The sequence below is a fragment of the Paraburkholderia sp. UCT70 genome, from assembly GCF_050434085.1.
In the GTDB taxonomy this organism is placed as follows: Bacteria; Pseudomonadota; Gammaproteobacteria; order Burkholderiales; family Burkholderiaceae; genus Paraburkholderia; species Paraburkholderia tuberum.
In genome coordinates this window covers 580,190-602,191 of record NZ_JBNPVZ010000003.1, presented here as the reverse complement: position 1 = coordinate 602,191, position 22,002 = coordinate 580,190, and the positions used below count along the sequence as shown (strand labels likewise).

Genomic DNA, 22,002 nt, shown 5'->3' with positions numbered 1-22,002 from the left:
CTTCACATTCTCATCGATGTCAGGCCAGAACAATTGCAAGCGGTCCATCGAGATGGCAAATTTGTTCCCGCTCAGCTGGCGTCGCTGTCTCCCGAACTGGAGACCAGTTCAATGGGAATCGGACAGCCCGTCCGTCGGACAGGTCCAGAAGCAAATGCGTGCCGTCGAAACGCACGTCAACTGCCGCACCGCGCATGCTTACCTCCCAAATGGGAAACAGGTTACAAGACAGGTCGCAGTCCGGCGGCGTTGAGGAAAGAACGCCCGACGACGCGAGTCAGCACTACCTGAATTGCCAACCGCCTGAGTGACGGGAATTTGGCGAGGACCTGTTTGTGCACTTCCCGAGGTTCAGGCAAAAGGCTTCAAATCGCTGCACGAAAACCAGAAGGTAAGCTCTGACCTGAAGCAAGGCCCGAAGGTAGCGGCAAAAATCTATCCCAGCTGACACCTCAGCGCAACTCGCTGACATGCAAAGAATGGTCCGCCCGAGCGGACCATTCTTTCTTAAGCTATTTGCCGTGACACGGTCTCCTCTGGTGTGTTGGTCCCGGCGCGAGCCTGGTAACAGACGCGGGCGGACCTGACGTGCGCCCGAACGACCGACCAGCGCACACGAGAGCCGGGCGTGTCCGGTTGCGGCCAGGTCGAAGTGTGTGGCCAGGCGCGTTAGCTCGCCGCGCCGTGCGACCACGGGTTCGACGTTCCTTCAAATCATTGCTTCGCCGCCTTCGCCGCTTTTGCTGCTTTCTCGACTGCCTGGTCAGCCGCTTCGGTCATCTCCGATGCGGCTTGTGTTGCGGTGTCCAGGTTACTTTGCGCGACTTCGACTGCCTGCTTCGTGGCCTTTTGCACGCTTTCCTGAGTGGTGTTGGCCAGCGTGATGGCTTGTTTCAGAAATGCGATTGCGGCTTCGGAGCCGACCGGGGCGTTTTGCGCGAGATTCTCGACGAACGATTGAACCTGGTGGCTGACCTCCTGGTACCGCGCATTGACGACCTCTGCCAGCTGCGTTTGCGTGGTCGACGCAATCTCCGCAACCTGACGTTCGTACGTCAGGACCTTCTCCGCCGAGTGCAGCGCCAGCGCGTCCTGCAGGCCGGCAACTTCCTTTCGGTCCTTTTTCGCCAGCCCGTCTTGCTCGCGTTGGTGCCAGTCGGCAAGCGTCATTTTCGCCGTATCGAGATTCAGTCTGACGAGCTTTTCCTCGCCCTCCAGCATTCTGCTGGCCAGGCCGAAAAAGAAGTCAAGATTAGCTTGCTGGGCTGTAGCAGCCTGTCTCTGAAAATCACTCATGTTCGCCTCCAGAAGATGTATGCCCAACGCCCAGCATGTTCGGCAACGGTGACCAACTGATGAAGCGCGCCGTCTGCAAGCTCACGGGTCGGCTGCATTTTCGACACCAGTTCCGCAGGCGTATTGGGCCTCGGCCGCGAGCCCGTACAACGTCCTCTGCGCTGGGCTGCGTAAGAGTTCTCTTCGGACGTCGACAGATGCAGGAACTGCAAACGACGAAAATTCAATTACAGGACGGTAGCGGTCGGAGCGCCAATTGAATCTGCCTATCCGGGGCACCCTTGAAGAAGGGTGTTTTTTCTCTCGCCGCCACCTGCTGGATGCGTCTGCGCCCTTATTGCGATGGCGCTTTCGCCGAAACCATCATCGCGATGGTGACGAGGTCGTGGAACAGCACGCCGCTCCTTTCCACGCAAGCAGATATTTCGCCAGTGGAACTTCCGAGACCATCTGCATATGCTATACAGCGTTTCCAAGAACTTTTGCGTGTGTCACACCGTGAGCCTATCTTTCCTGAAGCACTGGTTGAGCAGTCCGGCTAGCGTGGGCGCTGTTGCGCGCTCTTCGCGATATCTTGCAGACGCGATGGCCGAAGACGTGAGGTCCTTCGACGCAATAGTGGAAGTTGGAGCAGGAACGGGCGCCATTACCGAAGTCCTGGTGCGGAAGCACCCCCAGGCTAGACTTGTTTTATTCGAACTCGCCGAAGGTTTGGCAGCGAAACTTGCCCAGCGCTACCCGCGGGCGGAAGTTATCGCGGGACCGTTCCACGAAAACGCGAAGGTGCTGCAAGGGCTTCCCGAGCGGACCATCTTTGTATCAGCGCTCCCGTTCCGGTCGTTGCCGGCAAGTGTTATTGCCTTGACCGTTGACACGCTTGCCCAATCGTTGCGAGTCGCTCCTGTTCGCAAGCTGGTCCAGTTTACATACCAGCCAAGCGCACCTTTTACTCCACCCGCCGGTTTCTTCCGGCGTCGCTGCAGGACCATTTGGCGCAACGCGCCGCCAACTAGTACAACATCCCTGAAATAGATTGAATAATCAACTGCCCCGGTTATCATGTCTGAATGAGCCGAGGCCGCCATGCAACGCCAGTGAAGCTGGCGAATAAAGAACGACAGGAACTGCTATCGCTGATTGAGCGGAAGACGGCTACGCAGCGAGATGTGATGCGGGCGCGTATCGGGTTGTGGGCCCACGAGGGTCACTCCAATACGGTGATTGCGCGGGAACTGGGTGTCTCGGTGCAAACGGTCTGCCTGTGGCGCAAGCGCATTGCGCGGCAAGGTGTCCAGGGTATTCGCGAGGGCGAGCGCAGTGGCCGTCCGCCACGCATCACGCACGAAGCGCGACTGCAGTTGATTGCGCTGGCGTGTGAAGCGCAGGAGCCTGAGGGACGGGTCACGCCGACACTCGACGAGATTGCGGCGCGTGCCGTGGAGCGCGGCGTCGTCGGGCAGATCAGCCGCAGTCACGTGCAGCGCATTCTGCAGGCCGGCGACGTACGCCCGCACCGGGTCCGGCAATGGCTGCACAGTCCAGACCCGGCCTTTCGCGAGAAGGTCAACGTGATTTGCAAGCTGTACCGCAAGGCGCCGCGAAACGCGGTCGTGCTCAGCATCGACGAGAAGACCGGCATTCAGGCCATTGAGCGCAAGCACCCGGGACGGGCACCCGCGCCAGGACGGCTGCGTCGCCGTGAATTCGAATATATCCGTCACGGCACCCAGGCGTTGATTGCTGCGCTCGATGTGCATACCGGAAAGGTGTTGGCAGAGTGCCGCGAGCGGCGCACCCAGGACGATCTGGTAGCCTTCATGGAACGCGTGGCGGCCGCGTACCCAGACAAACAGGTGCACGTGGTTTGGGACAATCTGAACACGCATCGCGCGCAGGCCGTCTGGCAGGCGTTCAATGCGCGGCATGGCAAGCGGTTTCACTTCCACTTCACGCCGTTGCACGCAAGCTGGGTCAATCAGATCGAACTCTGGTTTGCCCGTTATACGCGCCGGGTGCTGCGCCATGCCAGCCACACCAGCACCGCGCACCTGCGCGAGCGCACCGGGCAGTTCGTCGGCGAGCACAATCAGGCCGCACGCCCCTTCAAATGGAGTTTCCGGGGCTATCCGCTGCAAAGCGGTGCATCGTAATCGAGGAACGCAGATGCCAGCTGTACCTGCCAAACACCACGCTGCTGAACTGCAGCGTCGACTGCGCAGCCTGCTCGGTCATGAGCAGATCGTCACGCAAGCCTACGGGCGCCACTTGCTGATCAAACGTCTGGACGATGACGAGCCAACCGTCGTGGCGCGCCTCACCGAGCTCGGCCGCAATCGATATGGCGCCGCCTTTCGTAGCCATAGTGGGCGTTGGGAACCGCTGCCGGGCACGGGTTCGCTCGACGAAATGGCCGATGTGGTCGTCACGCTCCTACAGCCTTATTTGCAGCCTGATAATTATTAAACGTATTTAAAGGATGTTGTACTAGTGTGTAGCAGCTCATCCAGGTCTGATTCAAGCCGCCTGTTCGGGCCCAGCCCTCGCTTACCGTCTATGGACGCGAGGGAACCGAATGGAGTGTCGCCAGGGCGACGTTCCGAGCGTTCCGGGTTGTCACGGCCCGCGTTGTAAGTGCTCGGGCACTTCACGTCGTACGACGCATGCTTGCCAGCAACGCGGCACTGGTAGCGCATGGGCTTGATGACCCGTCGGGTCATCCTCCTCCACGACAAGGACTCGCGCATAGTGTCCCGGAAAGATACGCGAGTCGAGTGCATTCGGCTCGGTCGGTCGGATGTCATGAAGCTTGCCAAGGTCCACTCGATTTTGTCGGTCGCGATGCGTTTGCTCTCAGTAGCGCCTCTTGTGGCCCTGCTTTGCACGGACCGCTCGGCATCGGCCAGGCGGATGCATGCTTGTTCAGGTCTGCTCGGTGCATGGCTCGCAAGCGAGATTAGGCCAAACATCATAAATTGGGCGGTGGTCGCGTCATTCGTGGTGACGTCCGTATGAATTCTCATCACGAACAAGCTCGACGACGCTGATGCGGTCCCCACGACGCATCCAATTGGCGTCCTTGGGACCACGGTGCTGGCGTTCTTCGTTGTGGAAATAGGAGACAAGACACGAATCGTTACTCGGCGAACCGTATCCTACCGGCGATTTCACGAAATATACGCTGGTATAAGTTCTCAATGCCAATGCACTATCAGCACGATACGTTGGAAGAATGGATTTGCCAACCCGCCACGCCTACCATTATTTCATGTCGGACGCATTCCCGCTGCGCGCTCGCGACGAAGGGTTAGCGCATCTGCTCAGTCGCAGGAGAACGACATGTTCAATTCGACTATGTACCGGCACCCGGGGGCACAGGAGATTGCCATGTTCATCTATTCGATACGTTATCGCGATGTCTGCGGCCGCTGGTCGGTTGCCTTCGTACAGGCCGCCTCACAGTCCGACGCTGAGGCGATTGCAACCCGCCGTTACGGCGCTTTCCATTCCGCCAGCCGAGCCGGCTCGCAGCAAGCATGACTAAGGCAGCGCAGATGCTGGACTTGAATCAGCTTGGGGGAGCATCAATGGAAGCTTTGAAGACACAGGGAATTGAACTTCCACGCGTCGGATTTGGCACATTCCGCATGCCGGGTGGTGGCTGCCAGCCGGTAGTCGAGAGTGCGCTCGAGCTTGGATATCGACACATCGACACATCGACACTGCCGAGATGTATCAGAACAAGGAAGCCGTAGGCGCCGCGATTGCCGCCTCGGGTCTCGCACGCAAGCAACTACATCTGACGACCAAGGTATGGCACGAGAACCTCGAGTCGGAGTCGCTCCATCGAGCACTGGACGTCAGCCTCGGCAAGCTTGGTGTCGACTACGTTGACCTGTACATGGGTGCATTGGCCGTCGCGTGACATGGACCTCGGCACCGTCATGGAAACAATGCAAGGCTTTCTGCAGAACGGCACAGTTCGCTCAATCGGTGTGTGCAATTTCAACGTGACGATGCTGCGAGAAGCCATCGAGGAAATCGGCGCACCCATCGCCTGCCACCAGATTGAATACCACGCGTTTCTAGACCAGCCGAAAATGCTGGGCTACTTGCGCGAGAAAAGCATTCCACTCGTCGCCCATGCCCCACTTGCACAAGGCAGGGCCGCGAGCGACCCTGTACTACAAGGAATCGGGCTCAAGCATGGCGTGACCGCTGCCCAGGTTGCACTCGCGTGGCTTCTGGAACAGGACGGGGTGGCCGATATTCCTAAGGCTCAACGCCGCGAAAGTCAGAAATCCAATCTCGACGCGCTGGCGGTGAAACTCGACGATGATGACCGGCAAACTATTGCGGTGTTGCCGAAGAACCACCGTTTCGTCACTCCGCCGTTCGCGCCGCAGTGGGATACATAAGTGTTGTCTTCCTGTCGCAGAGTCCGTCCGCTTGTCATTGCCGCAGCGCTAGCGCGCAATCGACGTTGATTCATCGACATTTATCACATCGCAACCCCCCTATCTCGGAGCAGTCCATGTATTTGCTAGCCGCCTTCGTAGTCAACCTCGCCCAAGGCACGGCCCTTCATCGCTCCAAGTCGAGCGCACCGAGGGCATCCATTTTTCCGAGAATGGAGTGGGTAACCTGTGCTCCGTAATCGCACGACCGCATTGCCAATATATGAGTGCAGCGGCCGCAATCGCATACCCGGTTATTGCTTCAGTTCGTCCAGGTTATCGTAAAGTTCACCTCCTCGCACCCGACCTCAATGCGCTCGCGTTTGCCGCTCAAACCCGCTCAGATTGTCAACCTCGCACTTAAACCGTACGTTGCCCTGGATTGGATTGAACGGTGTGGACTATGTGGGGAGTCGGCAAGTGTGCGCATCAAATCGAGTAATGAGGCGACGAAATGATGTTCAAACACCTGGCATTTTCACTAGGGCTTAGCGCCATTCGCACTTACCCTTTCGGGGGCAGCTATGGCCCGCGTCGATGTCGGACCAGATATCGGGGTTCCCGCGCCTGTGTATGGGTCACCGCCGCCCTCCTTGTGATTCTCGAAGCTGGGGGATGTCGATGAAAGCCGGAGAATATGCATCTAGCACGCTTACCTGCATTTGCATCCTGGGAGGCGCGTGGAACGGGCTGGGGATTCATGGATTCGAGGGCGTATACGACGACTACGGCGGACTTCGAGCGTTTGACGACTTCGTCGATGCCTTCAGATGGGTCGTGGACACGTATCCGTATATTTGCTACGACTCTCTCCGCGATATGGTGGTGACTGTCACGGACGATTCTGGTTACGGCAGTGATGACCCCGATTGCGCATTGCTGACGATGCGGATGCCGGACCCCGAGACGCTTCGCGCCTGCTACGACGAGCACAGGGTCCGAATGGAGCGCGCGGGCTGATTAGCGCCGCTTTACAGTGTCGCGGCGGTCAATTCTTGTGTCGGACTTCGGAATTGGTACGTTCGGAAGTCGAAGGCGAAGTCGCTTGACGTCCCTGGGCAAGTCCGGTTAGCAACGAAGCAGGCGACGCAACTCCTCGATTTCGGCCCAGCCGAGGCTCCTGTCATAGTTGACCACTACTTTGCTGATAATTGCGAAGGCGAGCTCTCCGCCTGACAACGTGCCCTGATGTCGCCGATGCCAGCTTCGCCCGCATGCCGAAATGCGGCTGACCAGTTCGATGAGCTGCAAGGCGTCGATGCTGCAGCCTTGGTTTGATGCAGGTAGGCCAATCCGATGTCGGCAGCGGGTCAAAATCATTTTGGTGTCGACAGCAAATCTGCTTGTTCCCTCCCCCGGAGGTTACCGCGTCGTTTTTGCCGAAGTGCACCGCTCGGCCGCTTAGCCTCCGGCCAGCGGGCGTCCTGTATTATCGTGAACACCGACGTTGCCCCGAAACAGGTTGTCAGCACAGGAGGGGAGGAGCCAATGGACGTATCTTTTCTCATCGACCCACTGCGCAAGACTGTGACAAGTGTCCCGGATGGCTACGCGCGAGCCGCTGAACTGATAGGCACTGATACGGCGAGCGGCTCGCCGCTATGGTCGGAGGCGACTGACCCGGATGCCTCTGTCGAGGTGATTACTGCGGACGACAGCCTGATAAACGAGCCCCTTTCGCGTGGCTTTTTCGTGGTCACCTTGACCAGGGACGGTGTACCTTATGAACGCCTATTTGCGGGCAAGGCAATTCTGAACGCCTATGGCAACCCGCCGTCGGACATCAAGGACCAGGTGAAGACGCTGAAAGCTGCACGAGAGCGCGTCAGGTTTCTCGGCTCGGAAGATGCCCTCCTTTGGTTCGAGCAGCACGCAGGTGGTGCCCCCTTCAACCTCGACGGGTCCACGGAAAACTGATTCTCAACGCCGAGCATTTTGAGTCTGTCGGAGACGGCCCTCGCTATACCTGTAGGTCACCAGGACCCTCAGTGAGGAACTCTATGTCGGCTATTCCTCAGCGAGCGCCGAAATTCCGCGTCACACGAAGCTTGGGTATAGGCGCCTGGCTGGACTGTCGTCGCGGTCGCACGCAGCGGCAACGAAGGAATACCGCGCAAGCACCGCGCCGCCGTGCAGTTCGCCAGCAAGAGGAATGTAGTGGCCTGGGTTATGGCTCGGCCACGCACTCAACGGCGTGGCTACTCCTCAGCGCTAGCCGGTTTTCGTCACCCTGGCAGCCGGCCCTTCGGGCCGTCTCCGTTGCCGTCGGCTTCCGATTCTTCCTCATCTATCTGAAACCGCGCTTGTTCCCAATACTCGTCGGCGCGTCCCTCCGGGCTGTCATCTTTTTCCCAGAGTTCGTATCGCGGGAAGAGAGGATTCGTGTACGGGCGTACGTAGTTGGTCGTGAGGAACCTACCCTCATCGTCAGACGTCCGGGCTTTCTGTCGCGGGAGTCCGCGCCCGGCAGTCACCATAGCTGGCTGGCGATCGTCCACTGGGGCTCCGCGGCCGATGCCGACGCTTCGATGGAAGGGCTCTCGTCGGAAGCCATCGCGGCGCAATTCATGTCTCTGATTGAGCCGGGCTCGCTGCGAATGAAACGCTACGGTCGGCACTAGGCACGGTCTGAAAATGTGCTTCCCTCCGGGCAACAATAGCGCTCGCTTTTCAATCCAGGGAAACGACCGGAACGTCTTTCACAACCGGCGAAGGAGATTTATATGCTATACGAACTGACTACGCTTTCGTGCGCTCTTCTGGAGCAGGAAGCCGTATCCGACGGCGCACGCCGCTGGGTGTCCGACACCAACGCGGGTGGTATCGTCCTTGGTTCATGGCGAACGGAGATTGGCGAGCTCGCGAGAATCATCGTCTTGCGCAAGTTCGAGACTATGCATGAACTCCAGCGTGAACGTGAACGGGCTTATATGGACGAGCAGCCGTTTCATATAGAGAACTCGCACATCCGGATAGACATGGAAAGCTATGCGCTGTTTCCTTTTTTGCCAGCAGTCGAACCAGCGGCATTTGGCAGGTTTTACGAGTTTCGCCGCTACTGGTTGAAACCCGGTGGAATCGCGCCAACCATCGCCGCCTGGGAGCAGGCCATCGGCCCGGCCGAAGCTTACACTTCTCATCTGGTCGCGAATATGTACGCACTCGACGGCCCTCCTCGCATCACCCACATCTGGGGATTCTCAAGCCTCGAGGAGCGTATGGCGCTACGGGCACATCACTATGCCGAGGGGCTCTGGCCGCCTGAAGGCGGTCCCCAGCAGATCGCAAAGGCGACCTCGACGATTTGCCTGCCTGAAGCGTGGTCGCCGATGTGCTGATGTTAACGACAGCGATGTTCAGATCCTGTATCGCACCGGGGCATACCAGGACTCCGGTATCGCGACCGCAGGTCCCGATCTGAGTTGCCAAAAGGGTGCTGGCTCGTTGTGCTTCTGAAGACAGAACAGGACGAAAAACTCGTCTTCTCAGACCTCGGCCGGACATGTTTCGCGGAATGGCATAATGTGCCCGCACCCGTTCAAAAGGACCCGCTCGACATGCCGACTCGCAACGTAGTGGTCACGGACCACGAGGATTCACCGGTCGAACGTGAGGATGCCGAGGGTGGCGCAAGGATCGAAGCGCTACGCGATGCTGCGCAAGCGGGCATGGCGGACGTGAAGGCGAGAAGAATCCAGAGCTTTGACTCCGCAGAGGAACTGTACCAACACTTCGGCACTGTCGCGGCAGGCGCGATCGAATCCGCTCATGACCGGGAAAGCGGACATTGAGTCACAAAGGCAACGGCATGTTCGGTCCGCCCAACGCATAAGACCATGCGCCCTTCGCGTCCAATCCTTCAGTATTTCGGCGGCTCCCTCGGGCCGGTGAAGGTGCGCGACAAAGCTATGCGCGGCATGTGCGCGCACGATGGCCGAATCGATCAGCACATGCTTGATCTCGGGTTCGTCGGCTGCGGCGTGAATCACGGGTTCCCACACGCCCTTGCGACGCCGCAGGGAGAATCGCATGTTCACCGTATGCCATCGGCCGAAGGCCTTCGGCAAATCGCGGCATGGGTAGCCGGCCCGGCCGATCCAGAGGGCAGCTTCGACAAACCAACGATTGTCGCTCGCCGTTCGCCCTGGGTCGCCCTCCTTGCCCGGCAAGACGGATTCGATTCGTGCCCATAGTTCATCGCTCAATAACGTTCGAATCATCGTGGCCTCCTCGCGCAAAAGACAAAGATATAAACACATTTCATCGAGTGTAAGCAGCCCCTAGTCGAGGCATGGAGCCTCGCCCCGGTTATGTCTTCGATCCATCCGGGTCCTGTGTCACTTCGCGGAGGATACAGAGTCAGGGGGGCAGCAGAAACAGCATCGACATAGTTACTCGATCTGCGCGAACGTCTCTCTGATTCACGCCTCTCTATCAATCCTGAAGTCCGCGGCCGCCTCCCTGATGTGTTGCCAAAGTAGATCCGCGATCGGCCCGTGAGGTAGATCTCGCCGGCGCGCTGCCGTGATTTCGATCCGTCCGCCTTGCAGATGCCGTCCGCCGATCGACAGAAGGCGCCCGTCACGCAATTCCTGTTCGATCAGATAATCGTGGAGATGGCCCCAGGCTGCGCCCTGCACAATGATCTCCTTCTTCATCAACTGATCGCCCACGGTCCAAGTTTGCGCGCCCTCGATGATGTAGTAGTTCGGCCGATCGATGTGACGCGCCGTGTCTCGTATCACGCATTGGACGTAGCCACGCATCTGCTCAGGCGTGATCTCATCCGAGATGGGAATGTGAAGAAATCCCGGCGCTACAACAGGGACGAGTTTCACCACGCACAAGTCGATGTACTCGAGCCGGGGATCGGCTTTGTCGATATGGTGAATGATCAGATCGGCTTCGCCGTCGAAGAGGCGCTCCCACGGCCCTGCAATAGCCTCGACGTGCAGATGCAGCCGCGTAGCCGGATGGTCATCGAAGAAGCCGCGCAGCAGTCGGAGCACCTCGCGCACAGGTGAAAGATCGCCAATCACGACACGTAGCTCGCTCTCCTCGCCCATGGCCAGTTGCGCAGCGTGGTTCTTCAGTCCACGCAGCTCAAGCAGAAACACGCGGACATGTTCGTGGAACGAACGCCCAGCCTCAGTCAGCGCGACGCGATAGCCGCTGCGATCGAGCAGCGTCAGACCTAGCTGTCCCTCCAGGTTCTTCACAGCGGCGAAAACCGTCGGTTGCGTGCGCCGAAGTTTTTCGGCCGCGGGCTGAAAACCGCCTTCCGAAACGACTGCGTCGAAGCACTGCAACTGATACAGCGTTAAACCTTCAATCATCGGTCGGCCCTATCGAGTTCATCGAAACTTCATTATTTATTGCAATTTCTCCAATCCCTAATATTAGAAGGCACCCACTTACCTGGAGATATTTCATGCGTGCCATCGTCATCAAGCGGTACGGCGGTCCAGATGTGCTGAGCATCGAGGAGCGGCCCGATCCTTCGCCCCGGGCCGGTCATGTTCTGATCGAGGTCAAGGCCTTCGGCGTGAATCGCGCCGAGACCCATATGCGCGAGGGTACATGGCCCGAAGCGACCGAGATCAGCGGAATCGAGTGCGTTGGAATCGCGAAGGCTGATCCGGACGGGCGCCTGATTCCGGGACAAAAGGTCGTCGCCTTTATGGGCGGCATGGGACGCAAGATTAACGGCAGCTATGCCGAGCTGACCAACGTGCCCACCAGCAACGTTGTGCCGGTTGAGACGAATCTGGCCTGGGAGCATCTCGCGGCGATTCCGGAATCCTATGCGACGGCCTGGGCTGCCCTGTTCGGCAACCTCAACCTCGAGTCCGGCCAGACAGTTGTCATTCGTGGGGCCACCTCTGCGCTGGGACGGGCGGCGGTGGAGATCGCCGCGCACGCAGGCGCCTGCGTCATTGCCTCGACGCGCAACCCCGATCGCGCGGAGTCTCTCGAGGCGCTAGGCGCCAGGCAGGTGTTGTCGGAAGAATCCGACCTTCCACGGCGCGTGCGCGATCTGCATCCCGATGGCATAGACGCCGTGTTGGAGCTGGTCGGCAACAGCACCGTCGTCGGCTCGCTCACGATGGTTCGTCGGCACGGCCGCCTCTGTCTGGCGGGCTTTCTCGGCGGCACCAAGCCAATGACCGACTTCACGCCGATGGCGGAGCTCCCGAGCGGGGTGCACTTCAGCTTCTTTGGCAGCTTCATGTTCGGCACACCCGCATTTCCGACATCCGAAGTACCGATGCAGCTCATCGTTGATCGCGTGGAACGCGGCATCTACAAGGCAAAGGCCGCACGAGTCCTTCGTTTCGAGGAGATACGCGACGCTCATCGCCTGATGGAAGCCAACATTGCAAACGGCAAGATCGTCGTGCGCCTGTAGGTGGCGGTCGTCGGGACCTGACGTCGCGGCCTGCGTCTCACCGGCCGCGCGTGGACTTGGCGCAAGGAATTGACCAGGTCCTGGGTGATATGCTCCCGACGGGACCAGGGAACAGCGCGAGGAGCCTTCCCGGATTCCGCTCTATTCAATTTGGATCAACCGGCTTTCACCACGGGCGCTTCGGACGGTTTTGCAGATATAAGCGTCACTTGGGCGACGCGTTGCAAGTGTTGACGAACGGCAAAAAATGGCCGCTCCCTACCTGTTGGTAACGGCTGGACGTGTCCAGCGGCAAGGCCCACGAATGAGCATTCGTAAAACGCGGAAAAGAGAAAGATTCGAGGTCCTACCAGAACAGCCCGTTTTTCGTATGACGCATGTGAACTCTCTCAGATTCTGGCTCGCTTGTGGGAAAAGCTGGAATCTTTCAGCCGGCGTGCGTCGGCTTTTTACTTCCCCCGCAGGTGCATCAACAACGCGGCTAGCACCGGCGAAACCTGTTTGCGCGACGGATAGTAGAGGAAGAATCCGGCAAATGGCGGGCACCAGTCGTCCAGCACTCGAACCAGACGCCCTGTTTCAACCAGCGGTGCGGCCTCGTGCTCCAGCACATACGCCACGCCAAGACCATCGACGGCGGCCTGCATCATCAGGTCCGGCTCATTGAAGGTCAGCGGTCCCGACAGCGCCACTTTCAGTTTTCTTCCACCGTTTTCAAACTCCCACGAATAAACGGTGTCCGCGCTTTCCATCCGGTAGTTGATGCACCGGTGATGCCGAAGCTCTTCCGGCGTCGCCGGCGTTCCATGTTGCGCCAGGTACGCCGGCGACGCGACCACAGCCATCCTGAGCATCGGTCCGACCGGCAACGCCACCATGTCCTGTTCGAGCTTCTCGCCCAGCCGGATGCCGGCGTCGTAGCGACCGGAAACGAGATCCGTGAACGCATAGTCAATGATGACTTCGACAGTCGCGTCCGGATAAGTCGCGCAGAAATCGCCGAGTACCGGACGGATGACCGCCTCATACCCCTGCTTTGTGGCGGTGATTCGAAGCGTGCCCGAAATGCGGTCGCGAGTCCGGCTAAGGTCGCCCAGGACACTGTCGATCGCGTCCAATGCAGGTTCCAGCGTCAACAGCAGCGTTTGTCCCTCGGCGGTGGGCGCTACGCTACGGCTTGTTCGTCGAAGCAACGGATAGCCGAGGCGATTCTCCAGACGCTTGATCGTGTAGCTCAGCATCGAATTGGACACGTTCAGTTGCGCTGCTGCGCGCGAAAAGCTCCGTGTCCGCGCAACTGCCGCGAAAGCCGAGAGGTCATCCAGCACCCCTCGCGTCATTGTTCTATCTGATTGCATGACGCTTACAAATTATCCGGGATGATCGAATGAATACTCGCATTTATCCTTTCTCATGGTCAAGGCATCGGGCGAGACCGATGTCGATATTTCGAAGTGAAACGGAGGAAGGATGATTGACGACAATGCGGTATGGATGATCACGGGAAGCTCGTCGGGTCTCGGTCGCGCGTTGGCCGAGACGGTGCTGCAACACGGCTATCGTGCGGTTGTGACCGCTCGCAACCCGGATGCTGTGTATGGCCTCGCAAAACGCTATGGCAATCGGGCCATCGCGGTGGGTCTCGACGTCACTGATTCCCGGCAAATCAACGCGGCAGTCAAGGCTGCGCATGACGGCTTCGGTCAGGTTGACGTACTTGTGAACAACGCCGGCTATGGCTATATCGGGGCAATCGAAGAAGGCGAAGATGCCGCGATCCGCGCGCAGTTCGATACCAATGTGCACGGCGTTATCGCCATGATCCAGGCCGTGCTACCGGCTATGCGGCAACGCGCGAAGGGGCACGTCGTCAACGTGAGTTCGATTGGAGGACTGACCACTTTTCCGAACGTCGGCTACTACCACGCGAGCAAATACGCGGTGGAAGGTCTATCCGAAACGCTCGCAAAGGAAGTGGCGCCATTCGGCATTGGCGTGACGGTCGTCGAACCTGGCGCATTCAGGACGGATTTTCGCGGCCGCTCGATGCAGCAATCCAGGATTCGTCTCCCTGAGTTCACTGCGACTCTCGGCAAACAACGCGATGCCCTGCTCGCCTCGCACGGAAAGCAGCAGAACGATCCGGCGAAAGCCGCACTTGCGATCATCGACGCGCTGAAGGCGACGCAACCGCCGTTGCATCTTCTGCTGGGGGCAGATGCGCTTGAGCTCGCGCGCAAACAGCTTGCTGCAATGGCCCAGGATTTTGACGCGTGGGAGACGCTGACACGAAGTACTACTTTTGACGAACCGGCGTAGATGCGGGCCAGCGAACGGGTCAGGCTGTAGATGCCAGTCTGCTCGTTCGAGTGGGAATCAACGTCCGCTTTCGAGGGCGGACATTCGCTGGTCAGAAGCGGATGTCTTTTGTTGGCCGATCCTGGCCCGACGCCGCACCATCTGATTACTCCGCCGCTGAAAAGTCCACGTCCGTCAGCACTCGACCCACCCCGGACCTACGGCGGGTCGTCATTCGAACGGCAACTTCCCGAAGTTGAACTGCCATTGACGTGAAGATCGACCACCTGACTCTGAACTTGTAGCGAACACAATTTCCGCGAAAAATCATCAGCCGACCGTTCTTACCACTTGGGTTCAAACTTGCTCGCAAGGATTGCACGCCGCAACCGTCTTCGGGCAAGCAGACGTTGACCCGCACGCATCGCAAACGGAACTGCGAGAACGATGCCAACAATTGCCAAATATTTCATTCCTAGCTCCAAATTACATTTCAGGGCGGCGAGCCCGAGTCCGCCGCCGCAAGCCCACACCGTGCCTTTGCTAACGCACGCTTTCGTGCGCGCACTCGCCGCAACGCCAGCCACCATCCAAGGCGCATCCGCTTTTGCAGCCGGATCGGCGCGAATCCTACGGCCGGGGGCGCTGTCGCTCCGCGTGGCGCGTCTACCTTGAGTTTGTCGACAAATCGCTTGAGAGCGGCCAGTTCACTCTCTTGGGAAAAATGCGCGCGCAGTCTAGCCATCCCTGGCTCAAGCTCAACAAGATCGTCAGCGCTACCAGACAACAAACGAACGCGCCCCTCGACCCTTCTGACGAAAGCCCCAAGATCGCCAACGGCGATTTCTTCAAAGTTTGGTGATGCCCAGTATTCCCGGCCGCCGCCGCCGTGATACCCAATCACGTAGTTTCCACACAGCGCAGCCTCAACTGGCGGCAAACCTAGTCCTTCCAAGCCAGAAAACGACATGAATATCCGCGATTCCTTAAGCAGTGCTGCGACTTCTCCCTCATTCATACCGTCGATCCCACGGATTTCCCAACTCGGAGGCAGTCGCTTCTTCAATGCAAAGACCACGGCGGCCGCATGCGCACCGTTCTTGCGCGGCATATACGTGATGAGGTTGCGTTTCTTGCCCTCGGCGTTAAACACGCTGCCATCTACCGAGCAAAACACCCGACCGATCCGGCCTGTCAGGTGCGGATAGTGAAGCGAAATCAGTGAGGAGGTATCCTCTGAGATAGACAGGATTGCGGATGCATTCTGATATGCGTGATCTACGTCGCCATCGGTACAACCGCCGTCGCGGTCACGCAGATAGTATCCGTTCTGGACAAAAATCGAGTACTTCAGTCTGCTCGGAGCCAGGATGCGCGCAAGCTGTGCCGCTTTAATTTCTGGCAACACCAGATGATCTGTCGGACGCAACTCCCTGTCGGAAATCAGGTGGGCGGCATGTTCGGCCCACGGGTACTCATAACCACGCCTTTCATGCATGATCGCGGAAGCGATCACGCCACTGTTATTCAGGCGGCTGGAATGGTCGTAGATGACTTTAACCCCGCCAGCGTGCTCGTTTGCTCGCGGCGACGTGCAAAAATACACTAAACGCACTTTTACTTTTCCTTCGTTTATTTTGATCCGCTTGCGTGCTTGAAGGCGATGACTCAGATCCGATTAGCTAAGTACCTTAGGCACAAAAATCGCTTGCAACCTTGCGAGGTCGACTGAGACCTCACAATCCCGTGCGGTGGAAGCCCTAGCTCCTCCACGCAACACATATAAGCCTCTCAGCCGCTACGCCCGGGTTCCAGTCCGCAAGGTCCTAGCGACCAAATTGGCGATAATACGGCTCCGCAGGACGTCTGCCGACCGGAACCGTGTGAGCAATTTGAGAAAGATCATTGCGACCTCGATCGACTAGCAAACTCGCCGGTAATGCGTTGGTGCGTGGCCGAATCCGAAGATCGGAACGTCGCAGCGCTCTCTGCGTTGATGTCGTCGGTCTGACCGACGCGAATGAGAGCCGGTTGTGACCACAGCAGCGCCGAGCGCCAGCGCTAGAAGCGCGAAGAAACAGTAGCCGGTACCGCCTCGCACGATGAGATTTAGAGCGGGTGCCAAGAACAGGAGGGCTGTGCTGAACCAGATTAGGCTAGGCGCAAAAATCATAGGGCAATAGTGCGTAAGACTACATTCCAGTGAGCCGATGCGAAGTTGCGAAGTCGATCGTATTCCGTGCATTTTCTGAATGATGTTTCATACTTGAAGGGCCAACGGCGGGGGCTAGATACGCTTTCCAGGTCGACAACGCAACCGGAAATGCCTGCCTTTTTGAGGAACCGTGAGCGCTTCAGCCTTGTGTTAAGCCCGACCGCTCGATCGAGGGGCGCAGCGTTGCGCCGTTGTCAGCAACTTCGTTCATGATCGTTGCTGTTGGTGTGCAAGTGCACCGAGAATAACACGCGGAAAAGGTACAGATAATGGCAACTTCGCCCAAATGCTTGAATAGTCTTCGTCCAATCCGGCGAGTGCATCTCGACGCGCGCGTGAACACGTGGACGTCACTGGCAGCCATTTTTTTCGATTAGGCAACATTCTCCTCGCGATTTCGAATGGCCGTTTGCTGCTGCCGAACAGCCGTCTGAATGTCCGAATTATGGTGCAGGTGAATGACGCCTCATGGCCGACCAGCGCCCGACGACCGAACGCCAAAAACACCCCGGTCTCGGGGCTCGCGCAACAGACACGAGCCGACCCAAGACCGTCCTTCGGTAAGCTTCCCTGAACGTCCGAAGTTCGTGTTCGAGAAGTCATTCGACTGTGGACCGACTCGTCGTTCAGCAAAAACAATCGGCCGTTACCTCAGTGGCCACACTGTCCGAGCTGGACAAGAAGCTCAATCCAATGCTCGGATGATCGCTGGACGGGCATTCCTGAGTAGCGTTACGCTGCAACCCGTCGGCACATCGTTGAAGCGGATCGATATGTCATGCATGCCTGCCACAGCATGCGTCAGGCTCAGTCCAAGGCCATTGCCGGGAGTGTGTCGACTCGCCTCGCCGCGATAGAAGCGGCGCAGCACTGCCTGTCGCTCGTCGGGTGCGATCCCCGGGCCGTCGTCAGCGATTGTGATCCCGAAGCCAGCAGCGTCGCGGAAGAGGTCCACCGACACGTGACCTTCCTCCGGCGCGAACTTGATCGCGTTCTCGACGACGTTGGCGATCGCTTCGAACAGCAGATTGCGGTCGCCTTGTAGCTCGATCGAGCCGGACGCCGTGCGTCGATAATCGAGCGTCACGCGCTTTTCTTCCGCTGTCGGCTCATAGAACTCGATCACATCGTCGACGACTGCGGCCAGGTCGACCGTCACGAAGTTACCGTGCCGCGCGTTGCTCTCGATTTCGGAAATGCGCAGCAGCGCATTGAAGGTGCGCAAAATCCCACCCAGTTCGACTATCGCGTTCTCGGTGGCGGCACGGTACTCCTCTTCGGAAGCGGCACGTCGTTGCGCGCGCTCAAGCCCGGCCATGAGCCGCGTCAGCGGCGTACGCAAGTCGTGGGCGATTGCGTCGCACACGCCCTTGACCTCCTGCATCAGGCGCTCGATCTCGTCGAGCATGCCGTTGACGACGCGCACCAACCTGTCAATGTCGTCCTGCTTCGCATGGACTGGCAAGCGGCGGCTGAGATTGCCCGCCACGATTTCCTCGATCGATTGTGTCACCGCATCCAGCCGCCGCACCGCCCCGACCCCAACTATCGCCGCGCCAATCAGTCCGGTGAAGAGCATCAGCACACCCACCGACACCAACGCATGCAACAGTTCTTCATCGAAGTGATCGAGTTCGCGCGTGTTCTGGCACAGCAATGCGGTGCGGCCATCCGGAATCCGCGCGGCGATGCAGCGTGCGGGCACATTTTGCTCAGGCAGTTCAAGGCGCGTCGAAAACGGCCGGTCGAAGTACGGCAGTTCCGGCCGGCCGCCGGGAAGACCGCCGGCGATGTGTTTGCCCTGCGTGTCAAACAACGCAAACGGACGCTGATGGCGCGGATCGAACTGGCTCTGATGATTAAAGCGCGCCACCAGCTCGTCGGTTCCTTCCCGTACCAGCGCCGCATGCTCGCGCCGCAGCCATTCGTCGACGCGCTCGATCTCGAAGCCCGTGATCTCGAAATAGAGGTAAGCAAACAGCAACAGCGAGACGACACCGAACATCGCGAGAAACAGCGTCGCGAGACGGAAACTGGTGGTGCGGTGCAGGTCAGTCAGGCGCACGGAGGGTATATCCCGAGCCACGTACGGTATGGATCATCGGCATCGAACCTGTGGGGTCCAGCTTCTTTCTCAGGCGGCTGATATGAACGTCGATCACGTTGGTGCGCTCGTGGAGCCGGTAATCCCACACGGCTTCGAAAAGCATCGTGCGGCTGATCGTCTGACCCGCATGCTGCATCAGGTATTCGAGCAGCCTGTATTCGCGCGGTAGCAGTGCAATCGGGCGTCCGGCACAGGTGACTTCGCGCGTGAGCAGATTCATCCGCATCGGTCCCACCTGGTATTCCTGGACGCTGGCCGGTACGTGGCGGCGGCGCATCAGCGCGTCGAGGCGTGCGGTCAGTTCGATGAATTCAAATGGTTTGGTCAGGTAATCGTCACCGCCGGCGCGCAGGCCGCGCACGCGCTCGTCGACACCCGAAAGCGCACTCAGGATCAGAACGGGCGTAACAATGCCTGCGCTGCGCAACGCGGCCAGCATGCCAAGTCCCTCAAGACCGCCGGCCAGCATCCGGTCGAGCACGATGGCGTCGTACTGGGTGGCGACGGCCAGCATCAGCCCGTCACGGCCGGTCTCGGCCGAGTCAACGCGGCACCCGTGATCGGTAAGTGCGTCGACGATCTCTTCGCGTGTCTGGCGGTCGTCCTCGACGACCAAAACGTTCGGCATACAGATTCCGGAGTAAGAGCGCATTGAGTCGCCATGGTGCCGCCCGGGCAGACGGCTTTGCGCTACGCTATGCGTTCACAGTATGCCGTGGCGCGGAAAACACCTGTTTCGCCCCAACATTAAAAAAATTTAACCCAGTTCAAATGACAGCTTACGGTTGGCCTGCATGCGAATCCTGATCGTGGAAGACGATGCGCGCGGCAGTCACTTCATCGCACGTGGCCTGATGGAAAGCGGCCATATCGTCGACACGGCCGCCGACGGAGCAACCGGACTCGCGCTTGCCCGCGAGGGCATCTACGACGTGATCGTCACGGACCGCCGCCTGCCGGCGCTCGACGGCATCGAACTCGTTACGCAACTGCGGGCGCACGGTCAAGCGACGCCGGTCCTGATGCTGTCCGCCGTCGCCGGGCTGACCGACCGGGTGGACGGCATTCGCGCGGGCTGTGACGATTATCTGGCAAAACCCTACGCATTTGCCGAACTGCTTGCCCGCGTCGAAGCACTGGCGCGCCGGACCGACCGGGCGCGTCTGCAGGACGTCTTGCAGGTGGCCGACCTCGCGCTCGACCGGCGGGGGCGCCGCGCGAGCCGCGCGGGACGCGACCTGCATCTGCAGCATCGCGAATTCCTGCTGCTGGAGTGCCTGATGCGTCACGCCGGGCAGATCGTCACGCGCAGCATGCTGCTCGAATCCGCGTGGAACTACCAGTTCGACCCGCGCGGCAACATCATCGACATGCACATGCACCGGCTGCGCGGCAAGGTCGATCGCGGCTTCGACAAGCCGCTGATTCGCACCGTGGTCGGTGCCGGCTACGTGCTCCGCGCGAACGGTTGAGCGCGCGGCGGCCTCGCGCAATTCCCCATTAAATTTTTTTAATAATCGAGCGAACGACCCGACAGGACGGGCTCGCTATCCTCGCGTCGTCCATGTTGCGAGGAATGCCCTTTATGCCCCGGTTGTACGGCTCGCCACCATTCGGTCGCCTTGCGCCGCTCACGTTGCGCGTGCCTGTCAGGTCGCGGCTGTCGCTGATCGCGTGTGTGCTGACGCTTGGGCTGTTGCCTGGCTGCTCGCTCGTGCCCGCCTATCAGCGTCCGGCCGCGCCCATGCCGATCGCCTGGAGCAGTGCCGCGCAGGCGCCGCTGGCCGATACGGTGCCGGTCAAAAGTGGTTGGTGGCGCGTGTACCGGGACCCGGCGCTCGATGCGCTCGTCGAGCGTAGCCTGCATAACAATTTCTCGCTGGCCTCAGCGGTCTCCAGTGTCGCCGAGGCGCGCGCCAATGCAGAAAAGGCCGGCGCGCCGCTGTATCCGTCGCTGACGCTGAACGGCACCTTCGAGCGCAGCCATCTGAGCGGTGCGGGAGGCAGTTCGGGCATCTCCACCCACGGACAGACTCTGTTCGCGGAAGCGGCTTACGAGGTGGACTTCTGGGGGCTCAACGCCGCCAATGCCAATTCGGCGCAGATGCTCGCGCGCGCCAGCAGTTTCGACCGCGATACGGTGGCACTGACGCTGACTGCGTCGGTGGTCGATACGTGGTTCCAGATTCAGAGCCTGCGTCAACGCGTGGCGCTCGCGCAGACCATCTCGGACGATGCCGCCAGGATCCTGACGCTAATGCAGGCTCAGCAGGCGGCCGGCGTCGTGACGGAATTGCAGGTCCAACAGCAGCGCAACGTACTGGCGACGTTCCAGGCTGCGATTCCGACGCTGCAACTGCAACTCGATCAGAACGTGCACCTGCTCGCTACGCTGGCTGGCGCGGCGCCCGAGGGATTTGTCGTCCCCGAGGCGAAGCTCGCCGGCATTCCTGTGCCGCAACCGCGGCCGAACCTGCCGTCGAGCCTGCTCGATACCCGGCCCGATATCCGTTCGATGGAAGCGCAGTTGCAGGCGGCGAACTTTAGCGTGGGCGCGGCGCGCGCGGCCTTTTTCCCAAGCATTGTGCTAACGGCCGACGGCGGCCTGGGTAGCCGTTCACTGTCGCAGTTTCTTTCAAGTCCGTTTTCGAGCCTGGCGGCGTCGCTGGCGGCGCCGATCTTCGACGGCGGCGCGTTGCGCGGGCAGTTGCATGCGAACGAGGCAGCCGAGGACAAAAGCGTCGCCGGCTACCGACAGACCGTCGTGACCGCGCTGCAGGACGTCGAGGATTCGCTGTCGGCCGCCGCGCAGCAGCGCCAGGCGGAATCGGCCGACCAGGCGGCGGCCGATGCTGCCGCTAAGGCCGCCACGCTCGCTGACGCGCAATACAAACTCGGCACGATCGATTTCCTGACAGTGCTCGACACGCAACGCACGCTCTATCAATCCGAGGACACGCTCGTGCAGGCGCGGCTCGCGCGCTTGCAGGCGTCGGTCAGTCTGTTCCGCGCGTTCGGCGGCGGTTACGGCGTGACCGCGCAGAACGGTGACGGCGACGCGAGCGGCGAACCCTCGGCCATCGGTTCAAGCGGCTCGATCGGCTTAACCCGCCCTGTCTACCACACCGATACCACCGCCGTCGCCGAAGACAGCTCCGCGCAGCGCCCCTCTTCAACAAATCCCGTCGCGCCATGAATCACGCCGCAGATCTGCCTCCTCAGC

The 22,002-nt window shown here is 59.7% G+C and carries 23 protein-coding genes and 4 pseudogenes; 15 read left to right on the top strand and 12 right to left on the bottom strand.

Annotation, left to right across the window (positions count from 1 at the left end):
- Positions 1-19 precede the first annotated feature (19 nt).
- Positions 20-196: a DUF2442 domain-containing protein gene (locus OKW41_RS20650; RefSeq protein WP_429448127.1), complete on the bottom strand. Its 177-nt coding sequence runs from the start codon at positions 194-196 to the stop codon at positions 20-22.
- 124 nt (positions 197-320) lie between these two features.
- Here OKW41_RS20650 and OKW41_RS20645 point away from each other — a divergent pair.
- Positions 321-448: pseudogene (locus OKW41_RS20645) on the top strand (cold-shock protein); the annotation flags it as partial.
- Positions 449-714: 266 nt separating this feature from the next.
- On the opposite strand, the gene phaP reads toward OKW41_RS20645, so the two are convergent.
- The gene (gene phaP / locus OKW41_RS20640; RefSeq protein WP_429448128.1) at positions 715-1,296 is read right to left on the bottom strand and encodes a TIGR01841 family phasin; all 582 of its coding nucleotides are present in this window, start codon (positions 1,294-1,296) and stop codon (positions 715-717) included.
- A gap of 281 nt (positions 1,297-1,577) precedes the next feature.
- Here phaP and OKW41_RS20635 point away from each other — a divergent pair, with 281 nt between their 5' ends.
- Genes OKW41_RS20635 through OKW41_RS20620 form a run of 4 tightly spaced genes read left to right on the top strand, consistent with a single transcriptional unit; the run spans position 1,578 to position 3,759 of the window.
- Entirely contained in the window at positions 1,578-1,838 is a 261-nt protein-coding gene (locus tag OKW41_RS20635; RefSeq protein WP_429574390.1) for a hypothetical protein, read from the top strand.
- Complete coding sequence (locus OKW41_RS20630; RefSeq protein ID WP_429573793.1) at positions 1,753-2,328, top strand: class I SAM-dependent methyltransferase; 576 nt, start codon at positions 1,753-1,755, stop codon at positions 2,326-2,328. Before OKW41_RS20635 ends, OKW41_RS20630 begins: the two co-directional genes overlap by 86 nt.
- Positions 2,329-2,363: 35 nt before the next feature.
- A complete protein-coding gene (locus OKW41_RS20625) occupies positions 2,364-3,446 on the top strand; it encodes an IS630 family transposase (RefSeq protein WP_429571245.1) in 1,083 nt (360 codons plus the stop codon).
- A gap of 13 nt (positions 3,447-3,459) precedes the next feature.
- Positions 3,460-3,759: a hypothetical protein gene (locus OKW41_RS20620; protein WP_429571246.1), complete on the top strand. Its 300-nt coding sequence runs from the start codon at positions 3,460-3,462 to the stop codon at positions 3,757-3,759.
- Between the two features lie 140 nt (positions 3,760-3,899).
- Here OKW41_RS20620 and OKW41_RS20615 read toward each other — a convergent pair.
- A pseudogene (locus tag OKW41_RS20615) lies at positions 3,900-4,202 on the bottom strand (SOS response-associated peptidase family protein); the annotation flags it as partial.
- 430 nt (positions 4,203-4,632) lie between these two features.
- On the opposite strand from OKW41_RS20615, the gene OKW41_RS20610 reads away from it, so the two are divergent.
- From OKW41_RS20610 to OKW41_RS20595, 4 genes are all read left to right on the top strand, one after another.
- The gene (locus OKW41_RS20610) at positions 4,633-4,833 is read left to right on the top strand and encodes a hypothetical protein (protein WP_429448131.1); all 201 of its coding nucleotides are present in this window, start codon (positions 4,633-4,635) and stop codon (positions 4,831-4,833) included.
- A 190-nt stretch (positions 4,834-5,023) separates the two neighbouring features.
- On the top strand, positions 5,024-5,218 hold the full coding sequence (locus OKW41_RS20605; protein ID WP_429452577.1) for an aldo/keto reductase: 195 nt from the start codon (positions 5,024-5,026) through the stop codon (positions 5,216-5,218).
- A 1-nt stretch (position 5,219) separates the two neighbouring features.
- The gene (locus tag OKW41_RS20600) at positions 5,220-5,711 is read left to right on the top strand and encodes an aldo/keto reductase (RefSeq protein WP_429573792.1); all 492 of its coding nucleotides are present in this window, start codon (positions 5,220-5,222) and stop codon (positions 5,709-5,711) included.
- 654 nt (positions 5,712-6,365) lie between these two features.
- Positions 6,366-6,710: a hypothetical protein gene (locus OKW41_RS20595; protein WP_429573791.1), complete on the top strand. Its 345-nt coding sequence runs from the start codon at positions 6,366-6,368 to the stop codon at positions 6,708-6,710.
- A gap of 108 nt (positions 6,711-6,818) precedes the next feature.
- Here the strand turns inward: OKW41_RS20595 and OKW41_RS20590 are convergent, their stop codons facing one another.
- Positions 6,819-7,001 carry a hypothetical protein gene (locus OKW41_RS20590; protein WP_429452581.1) on the bottom strand — a complete coding sequence of 61 codons (183 nt, stop codon included), beginning with the start codon at positions 6,999-7,001 and terminating at the stop codon, positions 6,819-6,821.
- Between the two features lie 237 nt (positions 7,002-7,238).
- Between OKW41_RS20590 and OKW41_RS20585 the strand changes: the two genes are divergently transcribed.
- A complete protein-coding gene (locus tag OKW41_RS20585) occupies positions 7,239-7,667 on the top strand; it encodes a hypothetical protein (protein ID WP_429452582.1) in 429 nt (142 codons plus the stop codon).
- 308 nt (positions 7,668-7,975) lie between these two features.
- On the opposite strand, the gene OKW41_RS20580 is transcribed toward OKW41_RS20585, so the two are convergent.
- Positions 7,976-8,227: a DUF2934 domain-containing protein gene (locus OKW41_RS20580; RefSeq protein ID WP_429448804.1), complete on the bottom strand. Its 252-nt coding sequence runs from the start codon at positions 8,225-8,227 to the stop codon at positions 7,976-7,978.
- Positions 8,228-8,473: 246 nt separating this feature from the next.
- Between OKW41_RS20580 and OKW41_RS20575 the strand changes: the two genes are divergently transcribed.
- The gene (locus OKW41_RS20575) at positions 8,474-9,088 is read left to right on the top strand and encodes an NIPSNAP family protein (protein ID WP_429448138.1); all 615 of its coding nucleotides are present in this window, start codon (positions 8,474-8,476) and stop codon (positions 9,086-9,088) included.
- A 579-nt stretch (positions 9,089-9,667) separates the two neighbouring features.
- Here OKW41_RS20575 and OKW41_RS20570 read toward each other — a convergent pair.
- Together OKW41_RS20570 and OKW41_RS20565 are read right to left on the bottom strand one after the other, a co-directional pair.
- Positions 9,668-9,970 (bottom strand): annotated as a pseudogene (locus tag OKW41_RS20570) (transposase); the annotation flags it as partial.
- A gap of 201 nt (positions 9,971-10,171) precedes the next feature.
- Positions 10,172-11,059, bottom strand: coding sequence for a LysR family transcriptional regulator (locus OKW41_RS20565; protein WP_429573790.1), 888 nt, complete (start codon positions 11,057-11,059; stop codon positions 10,172-10,174).
- 122 nt (positions 11,060-11,181) lie between these two features.
- Here OKW41_RS20565 and OKW41_RS20560 point away from each other — a divergent pair, with 122 nt between their 5' ends.
- Positions 11,182-12,159, top strand: coding sequence for a zinc-binding dehydrogenase (locus OKW41_RS20560; protein ID WP_429573789.1), 978 nt, complete (start codon positions 11,182-11,184; stop codon positions 12,157-12,159).
- 449 nt (positions 12,160-12,608) lie between these two features.
- On the opposite strand, the gene OKW41_RS20555 is transcribed toward OKW41_RS20560, so the two are convergent.
- Positions 12,609-13,487 carry a LysR family transcriptional regulator gene (locus OKW41_RS20555; RefSeq protein WP_429448146.1) on the bottom strand — a complete coding sequence of 293 codons (879 nt, stop codon included), beginning with the start codon at positions 13,485-13,487 and terminating at the stop codon, positions 12,609-12,611.
- Positions 13,488-13,629: 142 nt separating this feature from the next.
- On the opposite strand from OKW41_RS20555, the gene OKW41_RS20550 reads away from it, so the two are divergent.
- A complete protein-coding gene (locus OKW41_RS20550) occupies positions 13,630-14,478 on the top strand; it encodes an oxidoreductase (RefSeq protein WP_429448148.1) in 849 nt (282 codons plus the stop codon).
- Positions 14,479-14,950: 472 nt separating this feature from the next.
- Here OKW41_RS20550 and OKW41_RS20545 read toward each other — a convergent pair whose 3' ends face one another.
- The 4 genes and pseudogenes from OKW41_RS20545 to OKW41_RS20530 all read right to left on the bottom strand — a co-directional run bounded on the left by OKW41_RS20545 (position 14,951) and on the right by OKW41_RS20530 (position 19,407).
- On the bottom strand, positions 14,951-16,072 hold the full coding sequence (locus tag OKW41_RS20545) for a glycosyltransferase (protein WP_429573788.1): 1,122 nt from the start codon (positions 16,070-16,072) through the stop codon (positions 14,951-14,953).
- A 423-nt stretch (positions 16,073-16,495) separates the two neighbouring features.
- A pseudogene (locus tag OKW41_RS20540) lies at positions 16,496-16,630 on the bottom strand (O-antigen ligase family protein); the annotation flags it as partial.
- Between the two features lie 727 nt (positions 16,631-17,357).
- Positions 17,358-18,737: a sensor histidine kinase gene (locus tag OKW41_RS20535; protein WP_429573787.1), complete on the bottom strand. Its 1,380-nt coding sequence runs from the start codon at positions 18,735-18,737 to the stop codon at positions 17,358-17,360.
- The gene (locus OKW41_RS20530; protein ID WP_429448154.1) at positions 18,724-19,407 is read right to left on the bottom strand and encodes a response regulator transcription factor; all 684 of its coding nucleotides are present in this window, start codon (positions 19,405-19,407) and stop codon (positions 18,724-18,726) included. The genes OKW41_RS20535 and OKW41_RS20530 overlap by 14 nt, the downstream gene beginning before the upstream one ends.
- 166 nt (positions 19,408-19,573) lie before the next feature.
- Between OKW41_RS20530 and OKW41_RS20525 the strand changes: the two genes are divergently transcribed.
- Both OKW41_RS20525 and OKW41_RS20520 read left to right on the top strand, forming a co-directional pair.
- A complete protein-coding gene (locus OKW41_RS20525) occupies positions 19,574-20,251 on the top strand; it encodes a response regulator transcription factor (protein WP_429448155.1) in 678 nt (225 codons plus the stop codon).
- Between the two features lie 113 nt (positions 20,252-20,364).
- The gene (locus OKW41_RS20520; protein WP_429573786.1) at positions 20,365-21,975 is read left to right on the top strand and encodes an efflux transporter outer membrane subunit; all 1,611 of its coding nucleotides are present in this window, start codon (positions 20,365-20,367) and stop codon (positions 21,973-21,975) included.
- The last annotated feature ends 27 nt before the right edge of the window (positions 21,976-22,002 follow it).